The sequence below is a fragment of the Paenibacillus sp. MAHUQ-45 genome (assembly GCF_058133325.1).
Genome location: NZ_JBYUPV010000009.1, coordinates 224320 through 234707 on the forward strand (window position 1 = coordinate 224320; position 10388 = coordinate 234707).

Sequence of the window (10388 nt, forward strand, 5' to 3'; positions counted from 1 at the left end):
TGAATCAAACTTGATACTCTATGTCTGGTACGCCTTCGATTTGCCGTAAGAATTTCCGCGCACGATCAGTCTTCGGCTGTTTGAAAAATTGCTCCGGCGTATTTTCTTCCTGAATAACTCCATCACTCATAAAAATCACCCGGTTCGCCACTTCCCGTGCGAACTTCATCTCATGGGTCACGACGATCATCGTCATGCCTTCCTTAGCCAGCTGTTTCATGACGGCCAGCACTTCACCTGTCAGTTCCGGGTCCAGCGCCGACGTTGGCTCGTCGAACAGCATGATCTCCGGCTGCATGGCGAGCGCACGGGCAATTGCAACCCGCTGCTGCTGTCCGCCGGACAGGCGGGAAGGATATTCATCCTTTTTGCTAAGCAGACCGACCTTGGACAATAGTGACTCTCCGATTTCGACGGCTTGGCTGCGGCTCATCTTTTTGACAATCGTAGGAGCCATAATGACATTCTCCAGAACCGTCATGTGGGGAAACAGATTGAACGACTGGAACACCATACCTGTTGAAGTGCGAATGTTCCGAATTGCCGCTTTCTTGCTGTTAGCATTCATCGAGACGTCCCATGACGCATCTCCAATCACAATCGATCCCGCGTCCGGTTCTTCCAGGCCGTTCAGACAGCGTAACAGTGTGCTTTTGCCGGAGCCGCTGGGGCCGACCAGAACGACAATTTCACGGGGATGGATTTGCAGATGAATATCGCGAAATACGACAAGATCGCCGAAGCTTTTGCCGAGTTGTTTGACCTCGATCATGAACATCACACGCCCTTAATAAGCTTTTGATAAACGGTTTTCGATACGGTTCAAAATGAATGAAAAGAACACACTCATCACCCAATACATAATAGCAATAGCGATATAAAACGGCATAGCCACGTAATACTGTGCAATCAGCAGTTGGGCGGAGCGCAGCAGCTCGGTCACTGTTACAACAGACACAAGCGATGTTTCTTTCAGCATTCCGATAAATGTATTGCCCATCGGCGGAATGGCTACTCTGGCTGCCTGCGGGAGAACTACTCTACGCATGGTCTGCCAAGAGGTTAGGCCAAGTGACTGTGCGGCTTCCGTCTGTCCTTTAGGTACGGATAGAATCGCACCGCGGAAGGTCTCGGACAAGTAAGCACCAATGTTGATGCTGAGCGAAATAAAGGCCGCAGTGAGCGGCCCCAGTGTGATCCCGTAATCGGGGAGTCCGAAATAGATAATGAAAATCTGAACCAAAATCGGGGTGCCGCGAACGATGGACACGTAACCTTTGGCCAGACCGCTAAGCAGCCAATTTCCTTTGAGACGGGCAAGGGCGAGAAGCAGCCCAATGATCAAGCCGAAGAACATTGAGACGATTGTGATCAACAGCGTATAATAAGCGCCTGTCAATAGAAATTGGAAGTTCTGTAACACCAGTTCCATGCCGTGCATCCTCCACGTTCACACTAATTAGATGTTAGGGTCAACTTTAAACCATTTTTGGAAAATCTCTTTGAACGTCCCGTCCGTCTTCATTTCATCCAGTGCTTTATTGATGGCATCCAGCAGCTCCGGATTGTTCTTGCGAATCGCGATACCCGCAAAGTCCTCTTTAATCGGCTCGCCGACCGCCTTGACATTGAAGTGATTTTTCTCAACCAGTGGCTGGATGGCAAAAGTGTTATTGATCGTGGCATCGATGCGGCCAACGTTCAGATCCTTGAGCGAGGTGATCACATCGTTATACGTAGCAATTTCAAACTTGCCGACTTTCGGCATGGCTTCATCGCGCAAATATTTCTCATCGTTCGTGCCTAGTCCGACACCGATCTTCTTACCTTTGAAGTCCTCAAGACTTTTGATGGTTGTGTTGTCACCTTTGACGATTACGTTGACAGCATTCTTGATGTAAGGCGTAGAGAAGTCCATCGTCTTCTTACGGTCATCGGTAATGGTGACTTGGCTGACGAGTGCATCGTATTTGTCCTTTTGCAATCCTTCAATCAGCCCGGAAAATTCACCTGTGATGAATTCAGCTTCAACGCCGATGCGTTTAGCTACGGCCTTGGCAACGTCGGCATCGAAGCCGTCGATCTCATGCTTGTCGTTGAGGAAGTTGTATGGAGCATAGGTGCCCATAAGCCCGATTCTGATTTTGCCAGCTTTCTTGATCACCTCAAGTGAGTTGTCCGCGGCGGCTGTTTCGGCTGGTTTATTACCAGCATTGTTATCCGTAGCAGCTGGTGCCGCTGTGTTGTTCGTTCCGCAGCCTGCGAGTGCGATTACGAGCACGCTCAGCAGTGAAGCGGATTTTAAAAACTTGTTTAGTTTGGTTGTCATTACGATGGCCTCCTTGGCTCTCTTTGATGTTGTTATACACGATCTGGTTATAAGTTATCCGAGCAAACCCCGGAATTCGAATTTGGCGGTTTCTTCAGCTATGGCAGCAGGGGAGTAGGGCGATTGGTAATCAACGTCATGCATTGGCCCGAACAGCCACTTGGACAGAACACCTGTAATCAAGCTGACCAAAATGTTGGCTCGCAGCGCCATGCTGTTTGTTTTGGGCAGCATTCCGAGTTCTACGGCTCGCTCTATATTGCTTTTGAACGCTTCTTCAAAGGCAATCCAGGTCTGTGAGACAGCTTCACGGATCGGCTGATCAGCACCCTGACCTTTCATGAGCAGCAGAGCCATCAAATTCCGATTCTGGTGTGCAAAAGTGAACAAATCTGTAAGCAGGCGCGCAGATGATCCTACCATATCATCTACCGTACCGGCGTGTTTGCGGTAACCTTGCTGGATGACTAGAATCAGCTTTTCTTTGCCGTCTTCAATCAGCTCCAGCGTGAGCTGTTCCTTACTTTGAAAATGCCAGTAAAACGTGCCTTGCGACACTCCGGTGGCCTTGACCACATCGGAAATTTTGGTGCCGTGATATCCCTTACGGGCAAATAAGTCGAGCGCCGCGGCCATTAGCTGCTGGCGACGATCCTGATCTTGTTCCTCTATAGCGGGCAGCTTCCATCGCTCCTCTTGACCTGACTGATTAGTCAGTTGGTTAATTCCGATGGGCTTACTATATTTAAATTTTAGATTTCTGTCAAGAATAAAATACGGATTTTGTCGAACTGTGGGAGTGGTTATGGACTAGCTTGTCCTGTGGAAAGAAAAGTTATCCAGATGGGGGAGGGGTGTTAAAGTCAATTTGCTGTAGGACTTTTATTCTTAAAAAATGAAAGTGAAAAAGCCGATCTGCCGAAGCAAGTCGACGGTCGACTTTCTCATGCTGCTGTGTTAATTGAAGTGCTCCAGCACAATCTTGCCGATAGCTCCTCTTGCTTCCATTTTGGTATGCGCAAGTTTGAGGTTCGCGGCATTAATCGGGGACAGCCGCTCGGTGACTGCGGTCCGGATTTTTCCCTCGTCGACAAGTTGAGACATTTGATTTAATAAATGATGCTGTTCGATGATGTCTTTCGTTTGAAAAGTGGAACGTGTAAACATATTCTCCCAAACCAGTGTAACGCTTTTGCCTAAAAATTGACCCAGTTCAACAGGCGGATCATTATCAATGATAAAGCAGATTTTCCCTTGTGGAACGATGACCTGAGTCAAACGGTTCCAGTCTACTTTGTTCAGGCTGAAGATATAGTCCACGGAATCCAATCCATGCTGCTGCAATTGGGGCAGGAAGTCCTCGTAATGATTAATTACAATCTCTGCTCCAAGCTCTTTAACCCACGCTGCTGATTCTGGACGTGATGCTGTGCCAATCACAGTGAGCCCTGCCAGTTTGGCAAGTTGGACTGCGATAGAGCCCACGCCTCCGGCAGCTCCGATGATAAGAATGGATTTGTTGCGGTTGATTTCGGGATTATGTGGAATCCCCAAACGATCAAACAAACTCTCCCAAGCGGTAAGCGTAGTTAACGGCAGTGATGCAGCTTCTGCGAAGTCGAGCGTTTTTGGCTTTTTGCCTACGATCCGTTCATCCACCAAATGAAATTCGCTGTTGTTTCCAGGTCTAATCACACTGCCCGCATAGTAGACTTCATCTCCTGGCTTGAAGAGTGTACATTCAGGACCGACTTCAACAACGACGCCTGACGCATCCCATCCGAGAATATAAGGCGCACCTTCAGTAGATGGATTGTACTGACGTACGACTGTATCGGCAGGATTGACAGCGATGGCTTCGATTCGGACAAGCAAATCATGTCCTTGCGGTGTAGGGACAGGAATTTCGAGGTCTAACAGACTATCTGGATGTGTAATTGGTAAATACTCATAATATCCTACGGCTCGCATGGATTTTGAGTTTTGCATATGGGATCAATCCTTTCTTTTCTTGTGGAATTGCGCTTTACTATCTTAGTATAGTTTAATAAGTTATATACAAAAAGTACGCAAAAATAGCATACTGAGTATCCAGTTAGATACTATAGAAGGGATGAAATACTGTGATAAGCTCCTCAAGTACACGCTGTCCGGTTGAAACCACCCTAGGCGTAATTGGTGGTAAATGGAAAGGCGTCATTATATATTCTCTGCTCGGCGGGACCAAGAGGTTCAATGAGATCCGCAAGATTTATCCGCAAGTAACTCACCATACGCTTACTTTGCAATTAAGGGAGCTGGAGCGGGAAGGTCTCATATCCAGAAAGGTCTACAATGAAGTTCCACCCAAGGTGGAATATTCGTTAACGGAGTTCGGGCGGACGCTAGAGCCAATGCTCCTTATGATGAAAGAATGGGGATACCTGTACGAAGAGCGGGTGAAGGCGAATAATGAAGCAGTGGAAGAAGAGAGTGAATTGCATTAAGTTAAGCAGTTTGGCGAGATGTAGAACGTCTTTGATACAATTCGTCTTTTTTAACGAAAATAAAAAAAGTCGACCTGACGAGCAAGAAGTCGGTCGACTTATTTCATGTTATTTTGTTAGCTGAAGTGCTCTAACACAAGCTTGCCAATGGCGGCCCCTGATTCCATTTTGGCATGCGCGATCTTGAGGTTCGCAGCATTGATCGGGGACAGTCGCTCCGTGACTACAGTTCGAATTTTCCCCTCATCCACCAACTCAGCCATCCGATTCAACAGATGATGCTGTGCGATAATATCTTCTGTTTGAAACGTGGATCGGGTGAACATGGTCTCCCAAACCACGGTAACACTTTTGCTTTTTAACAGATTCAGCGCAACAGGCTCTTCATTTTCTACGATCAGACAGATCTTACCTTGTGGAGCGATCGCCTGAGTCATCTTGTTCCAGTGTTGATCTGTATTGTTCAAGCAAAAGATATAGTCGACGGAAGCAAATCCGTGCTGCTGCAATTGGGGCACAAAGTCCTCGTAATGATTGATTACATATTTCGCTCCAAGCTCTTGAACCCACGCTGCTGATTCCGGACGCGATGCCGTGCCGATCACAGTGAGTCCTGCTAGTCTGGCCAGCTGTACTGCGATGGATCCAACACCTCCAGCAGCCCCGATGATGAGAATGGACTTGTTGCGGTTAATTTCGGGAGCATGAGGGATGCCTAAACGATCAAATAAACTCTCCCACGCGGTAATCGTCGTTAATGGCAGTGATGCAGCATCCGCAAAGTTCAGCGTCTGTGGCTTCCGACCCACGATCCGTTCGTCTACCAAATGAAACTCGCTATTGGTACCGGGTCTGACCAGACTGCCGGCATAGAAGACTTCATCGCCCGGCTTGAAGAATGTGCACTCAGGACCAACTTCTACAACCACGCCTGCTGCATCCCATCCTAGGATATATGGACCGTCACCGGCTTGTTCATATTTACGTACGATAGGATCGGCTGGATTAGCCGAGATGGCTTCGATTCGGACAAGCAAATCTCGGCTTTGCGGAGTAGGGACTGGAAGTTCGAGGTCTAGCAGACTTTCTGAATGTGTGATGGGTAAATATTTATAATATCCAACGGCTCGCATGGATTCTGGTTTTTGCATGGTGATCATTCCTTCCTTTTCTTATGAATTGCGCTTTGCAACCTTAGTATAGTTAAATAAGTTATATACAAAAAGTACGCAAAATTATCATACTCAGTATCCAAAAAGATACTTAGAAGGGATGAGTGCAGTGATAGATTCCACAACTAAACGGTGTCCAGTGGAGACCACCCTGGGCGTCATCGGCGGTAAATGGAAGGGTGTCATCATTTATTATCTGCTTAGCGGAACCAAGCGGTTCAACGAGCTGCGCAAAATATACCCGCAAGTGACTCACCATACGCTAACCTTGCAATTAAGGGAGCTGGAGCGGGAAGGCATCATATCCAGAAAGGTCTATAACCAGGTACCACCCAAGGTGGAGTATTCGTTAACAGAGTTCGGGCGGACGTTAGAGCCGATGATCCTGCTGATGAAAGAATGGGGAGACCTATACGAGGAGCGGGCGAAGGAGGTTCATGCAGGAGTGGAAGAAGAGGTATCTGATACACATTAAATGAGCGGTTGGTTTTTCACTGAATAACACAGGGACGAACATCATAAAAATGCATGCTTTAGCGGCTCCAATTGACCGTTAATTCTGCCCTATATGCTGCTAACGGACCCCAGTGCCGTTATTTTCTAACTACCACCCGTTTCAAAAAATAGCGGACTCCAGAGACGTTATGAGTAGAATTTCTGTGCGAAATCTACGGTTTGGAAGGAATAGCGGCATCTGAGTCCGTTACATGCTCCAGAAGCAGCTTGATGTACGAATAACGTCGATAGGGTCCGTTAGCCGCCAGGCAGGAGTTTCAACCTTCTGAAGCCCTGGTTTTAGCAAGCATTGATGAGGGAGTTGAGCCTGATTTGCAGGGCTATTGCCCATGAACAATTGTAGAGAATGGTGTTTCTCGACAGTCTGAGTTTTCCAGTTGTTCAATTACGACCACACGCCTGATGGCTGGGCGTCTATTGCTTGCTCATTATTTGTTCAAGAAGGCGGTCATAGGAGAAAAATAAGAAATGGCGGGTTCAGGAATCCTCCTGAACACCGCCATTTCGTGGTTTTTGCATGATTTTTATATAGGTGGAGCCTTATCGAGGATCATGCCTTATTTTGGGTCAGCCTCTTAGGCAATGCAGTGGTGCCTACATCGCTACAGAGGAGAATATAGCATGATTACCCCTTAAGCGCTTGTACCACCGGCTTCGAGCTGTCCAGCTCTACTGGCTGTCCGTACAGGCTCAACGTCAGCGCTTCGCCCTCAAGCAGCTCCAACTCCACATTTCCGGTAGTGATGGTTACTGCAATCAGACGTCCACGGAAGGTCAAGCGGAACGCATATTTTTCCCATCCGGACGGGATGGAAGGTGCGAGCGACAAGCCGCTTTCTTTTAAGCGAGTGCCAGCAAAGCCATAGACAATCGCCATCCAGGTGCCGCCCATGTTGGCGAGATGCAGACCGTCTTTGGTATTGCCGTGCGTATTATCAAGATCAAGTCGCGCAGTCTCGATGAAGTATTCATAAGCCTTGTCATGATAGCCGATTTTGGAGGCCATGATGCTGAAAATACAGGATGACAACGAGGAATCATGGGTTGTGATTTTCTCGTAGTAATCATAAGAACGACGGATCGTTTCTTCGCTTTGCTCATCCTCCAGCAAGAAGTGGGCCAGAACAGTATCGGCCTGCTTACACACCTGATAGCGATACAGCGTGAGCGGATGGTAGTGCAGCAGCAGCGGATGCTTCTCTTTTGGTGTATTTTCGAAATCCCAAACGGCCTTGCGCAAGAACGTGTCGTCCTGCGGGTTGATCCCCAGCTTCTCATCGAACGGCAGCAACATAGCTTCCGCAGCTTGGCTCCATTCCGCAACTTCTTCAGCTGTCACGCCAAGACGCTCAGTCAGCGCGCGGAAGCCTTGCTCATCGTATGATTTTAAAGTCTCGAAGCTGGTAGCCGCCCATTTCAAGTTATGCTTAGCCATCACGTTAGTGTAATAGTTATTGTTCACAAGACAGGTGTATTCATCCGGTCCAGTAACTTCGTCGAGGTGGAATTTGCCTTCATGGTAGTGGCCAATTTCCATCCACAAGCGGGCGGTTTCGAACAATACTTCGGCTCCGTATTCCAACAGGAAGGCGTTATCCTGTTCAGCCAGATAATACTGGATGTAGCTGTAGGCAACGTCGGCGCTGATATGATACTGAGCGGTGCCGGACGGGAAGAACGACGAGCATTCTGTACCGGAAATCGTCCGCCATGGGAACAATGCACCCTTGGAGTGCCCCATTTCCTTCGCCCGTTCCCGAGCTTGCTCCAGCTTGGAATAACGGTACAGCAGCAGTTGACGAGCCAGGTCAGGAGAAGTCATCAGGAAGACAGGCAGCATGTAGATTTCTGTATCCCAGAAATAGTGGCCCTCGTATCCTTCACCGGATAGACCTTTGGCAGAAATATTACTGTGCGGATCGCGTCCCGCCGATTGCAGAAGCTGATACAAGTTGAAGCGAATACCTTCCTGAAGCTGGGCGTCGTTCTCAATCACAATATCAGAAGTTTTCCAGAAGTCTTGCAAATATTGACCCTGCTGTTCCAGCAGATTCGCAAACGTAAGGGCTTTGAGGCCTTCTTGCAGCGCAATTCCAGTCTCAACAAGAGCGTCCGAATGACGAAGGGTATCGGTATATACATTCCATTTGGTCAGTTGCAGTGGACCTGTGAGCTGAGCAGTGGCTGTTACTTCGCCTGCCAGATCGTTGGCCTGTGCTTCAACAGTCCATGCTCCGTCCCATTCGTGCCGGGTGACGCAAGCGGTCCGCAGACCGGAAGTCATAGTGGCATTCTCGACATGCACATACTCATCCTGAATACCGCAGCCGACTACAGACAAACGTTTGCTGTGTCCGGCAGCGACCCGTGGATCGTTAGGGTTACTGTAGTTACTGACATCCCCGTTCACTCGGGATACAATCTTGATTGCTCCTGTGAAGTTCACTGGTTCCAGCGTGAGGTTGATCGCGAATAGTTCCTTGTGTGTGAAGGAGACCAGTCTGCGGAAATGAAGCTTCAGTTCTTTGCCAGAAGGTGTTCTGAAGTGGACTTTGCGCTCTGAATAGCCTTTGTCCATATGCAGGCTGCGTTCATAACTTACGATGCTGCCTTCAGTCAGTGCGAAAGGTTCTTCCTCGTCACCGATATATATGTTGATGCCCTGTGCATCTATAATGTTCACTAGCTTCTGCTGCGTGCCCGGAAAAGCGTACAACTTCTCGCCATATGGAATATCAATAACATCATGGAAGGCGTTCAGGTATGTGCCACGAATGCTCTGAATTCCAGTGTCGGCATACCCTTCCTCAAAATTCCCGCGGACTCCAAGATACCCGTTACCCAGCGCGAAAATACTTTCTAAATTTAGCAGTGTCTCTGTCGTTAATCCCTTATTGGAAATGCTCCAGCTCATGCTTTTTAAGTCCTCCCTTGGTGGTTATGGATTGAATTTTAAGGCGGGAAAGTCTAAGATTATACTAATATATTTAACTTTTTATCAAAATTTTAAGGTGGGGGCAGAAGTATGACCCAACAGGATAAAGCAATCCCTTTGCCGTCCTATTTGTCCACCCGTTCTGAGAACCTTAACCAAGGTTTTGTTCATCCTCCGCTGGATTATGAGCATGAGCTGCTGGAAGCCATCCGCGTCGGGAATGAGAACGGGGCGCTGGAGGCGCTGCGAAAGATTAATGCGCTGGAAGCGGCCAAGCTGGCCCGCTATCCGCTGCGTTCGAAGAAGAATGCCATGATCGCTTCATGTACTTTGTTCACGAGAGCAATTATTCGTGGGAATGTGGACCCGGAGACTGCTTTTCAACTAAGTGATACGCTGATCCGCGACATTGAGATGGCAACAGAGATTGAGTGGTTGCTGCGTTTTGAATACGAGATGGTCTTACAGTTCATTGCCGTTATGAAAAGGGAAAAAGAAACCCTTCATTATTCTCATATTGTGAATCTGTCCGTGTACTTTATCCGTGAGCATCTCTTCCAAGACCTGACACTGGGGATGATCGCTCGTCATGTGGGTGTGCATCCAAGTTACTTGTCGGACCGCTTCAAGCGGGAGACCGGGATGGGGATCACAGAATTTATCAATCGTCGTAAAATCGAAGAGTCCAAGTCCATTTTGGCCCATAGTAATCAGTCAATTTCCGAGATTTCATTCATGTTCAAATTCTGTAGCCAAAGCTATTATACCCAGCTGTTCCGGAAGTACACTGGCCTGACGCCCAAGGCGTTCCGAAGAAGTGGGGAATTCCACAAACTGCAAGGGGATCATAAGTAGGATACTAACCTGCCTTCTCTTATAATAGGGGACTGCAGGTTTTTTTGCGGATGATAATATCTAAAACCGTTAATATTGTATAGCTTTCGTTATTT

At 47.9% G+C, this 10388-nt stretch carries 10 protein-coding genes; 3 read left to right on the forward strand and 7 right to left on the reverse strand.

All coding sequences use genetic code 11. The annotated features are described in order from the left end of the window. Nucleotides 1-4: 4 nt before the first annotated feature. From AC3Y23_RS20130 to AC3Y23_RS20150, 5 genes are all read right to left on the reverse strand, one after another. Nucleotides 5-772, reverse strand: coding sequence for an amino acid ABC transporter ATP-binding protein (locus AC3Y23_RS20130; RefSeq protein WP_379202273.1), 768 nt, complete (start codon nucleotides 770-772; stop codon nucleotides 5-7). 15 nt (nucleotides 773-787) lie between these two features. After that, nucleotides 788-1432, reverse strand: coding sequence for an amino acid ABC transporter permease (locus tag AC3Y23_RS20135; protein ID WP_379202276.1), 645 nt, complete (start codon nucleotides 1430-1432; stop codon nucleotides 788-790). Nucleotides 1433-1459: 27 nt separating this feature from the next. After that, on the reverse strand, nucleotides 1460-2329 hold the full coding sequence (locus tag AC3Y23_RS20140) for a transporter substrate-binding domain-containing protein (RefSeq protein ID WP_379202278.1): 870 nt from the start codon (nucleotides 2327-2329) through the stop codon (nucleotides 1460-1462). 54 nt (nucleotides 2330-2383) lie between these two features. Beyond that, nucleotides 2384-2965, reverse strand: a complete 582-nt coding sequence (locus tag AC3Y23_RS20145; protein ID WP_379202280.1) for a TetR/AcrR family transcriptional regulator — start codon at nucleotides 2963-2965, stop codon at nucleotides 2384-2386. Between the two features lie 321 nt (nucleotides 2966-3286). Further along, the gene (locus AC3Y23_RS20150) at nucleotides 3287-4318 is read right to left on the reverse strand and encodes a zinc-binding alcohol dehydrogenase family protein (protein ID WP_379202282.1); all 1032 of its coding nucleotides are present in this window, start codon (nucleotides 4316-4318) and stop codon (nucleotides 3287-3289) included. Nucleotides 4319-4452: 134 nt separating this feature from the next. Here AC3Y23_RS20150 and AC3Y23_RS20155 point away from each other — a divergent pair, with 134 nt between their 5' ends. Beyond that, nucleotides 4453-4815, forward strand: coding sequence for a winged helix-turn-helix transcriptional regulator (locus AC3Y23_RS20155; protein ID WP_379202284.1), 363 nt, complete (start codon nucleotides 4453-4455; stop codon nucleotides 4813-4815). 116 nt (nucleotides 4816-4931) lie between these two features. Here the strand turns inward: AC3Y23_RS20155 and AC3Y23_RS20160 are convergent, their stop codons facing one another. Next, the gene (locus AC3Y23_RS20160; protein ID WP_379202286.1) at nucleotides 4932-5966 is read right to left on the reverse strand and encodes a zinc-binding alcohol dehydrogenase family protein; all 1035 of its coding nucleotides are present in this window, start codon (nucleotides 5964-5966) and stop codon (nucleotides 4932-4934) included. A gap of 121 nt (nucleotides 5967-6087) precedes the next feature. Here AC3Y23_RS20160 and AC3Y23_RS20165 point away from each other — a divergent pair, with 121 nt between their 5' ends. After that, a complete protein-coding gene (locus AC3Y23_RS20165) occupies nucleotides 6088-6462 on the forward strand; it encodes a winged helix-turn-helix transcriptional regulator (RefSeq protein ID WP_379202288.1) in 375 nt (124 codons plus the stop codon). Between the two features lie 666 nt (nucleotides 6463-7128). On the opposite strand, the gene AC3Y23_RS20170 is transcribed toward AC3Y23_RS20165, so the two are convergent. Continuing rightward, complete coding sequence (locus tag AC3Y23_RS20170) at nucleotides 7129-9417, reverse strand: glycoside hydrolase family 65 protein (protein WP_379202290.1); 2289 nt, start codon at nucleotides 9415-9417, stop codon at nucleotides 7129-7131. A gap of 111 nt (nucleotides 9418-9528) precedes the next feature. On the opposite strand from AC3Y23_RS20170, the gene AC3Y23_RS20175 reads away from it, so the two are divergent. After that, nucleotides 9529-10293, forward strand: a complete 765-nt coding sequence (locus AC3Y23_RS20175) for a helix-turn-helix transcriptional regulator (RefSeq protein ID WP_379202293.1) — start codon at nucleotides 9529-9531, stop codon at nucleotides 10291-10293. Nucleotides 10294-10388 lie beyond the last annotated feature (95 nt).

What these genes read in the sequence shown, in the direction of transcription:
- AC3Y23_RS20175 (WP_379202293.1), top strand. Translation starts at nt 9,529, where the DNA reads ATGACCCAACAGGATAAAGCAATCCCTTTGCCGTCCTATTTGTCCACC.
- AC3Y23_RS20130 (WP_379202273.1), bottom strand. Translation starts at nt 772, where the DNA reads ATGATCGAGGTCAAACAACTCGGCAAAAGCTTCGGCGATCTTGTCGTA.
- AC3Y23_RS20135 (WP_379202276.1), bottom strand. Translation starts at nt 1,432, where the DNA reads ATGGAACTGGTGTTACAGAACTTCCAATTTCTATTGACAGGCGCTTAT.
- AC3Y23_RS20160 (WP_379202286.1), bottom strand. Translation starts at nt 5,966, where the DNA reads ATGCAAAAACCAGAATCCATGCGAGCCGTTGGATATTATAAATATTTA.
- AC3Y23_RS20145 (WP_379202280.1), bottom strand. Translation starts at nt 2,965, where the DNA reads ATGGCCGCGGCGCTCGACTTATTTGCCCGTAAGGGATATCACGGCACC.
- AC3Y23_RS20165 (WP_379202288.1), top strand. Translation starts at nt 6,088, where the DNA reads ATGAGTGCAGTGATAGATTCCACAACTAAACGGTGTCCAGTGGAGACC.
- AC3Y23_RS20150 (WP_379202282.1), bottom strand. Translation starts at nt 4,318, where the DNA reads ATGCAAAACTCAAAATCCATGCGAGCCGTAGGATATTATGAGTATTTA.
- AC3Y23_RS20140 (WP_379202278.1), bottom strand. Translation starts at nt 2,329, where the DNA reads ATGACAACCAAACTAAACAAGTTTTTAAAATCCGCTTCACTGCTGAGC.
- AC3Y23_RS20170 (WP_379202290.1), bottom strand. Translation starts at nt 9,417, where the DNA reads ATGAGCTGGAGCATTTCCAATAAGGGATTAACGACAGAGACACTGCTA.